Annotated in this window: 1 protein-coding gene; it reads right to left on the bottom strand. The window is 60.1% G+C overall.

What is annotated here, in order from left to right; genetic code table 11:
* A partial coding sequence (locus FL311_RS43840; protein WP_194869665.1) for a 4Fe-4S dicluster domain-containing protein occupies positions 1-388 on the bottom strand: 388 nt, incomplete at both ends.

Below are 388 nucleotides of genomic sequence, written 5' to 3' on the forward strand. Positions count from 1 at the left end.
ATCTGCAGGCGTTCGGTGCCTTCGTCGTTCTTGACGAATTCGTACACGCCGGCCGGGCAGTAGCGCTGCTCGGGGCCGGCAAACTGCGTCAGGTTGATGCGTGTCGGAACGGTCGGATCTTTCAGCGTTAGGTGGGCCGGCTGGTTCTCTTCGTGGTTCGTGTTCGAGATGAACACCGACGACAGGCGATCGAACGTGATCTTGCCGTCCGGCTTCGGATACTCGATCTTCGGGCATTCCGATGCCGGCTTGAGCGACTGGTTATCCGACTTCGTGCCGTGCAGCGTCCAGGGCGGGTTGCTGACGCCAATCTTGGGCAGCAGCCACTGTTCGATGCCGGTCATGATCTTGCCCAGGGTCGGGCTCTTCTTGAACCACAGCTTGAAGT

The sequence above is a fragment of the Myxococcus sp. AB025B genome (assembly GCF_006518215.1).
GTDB classification, from domain to species: Bacteria; Myxococcota; Myxococcia; order Myxococcales; family Myxococcaceae; genus Myxococcus; species Myxococcus fulvus.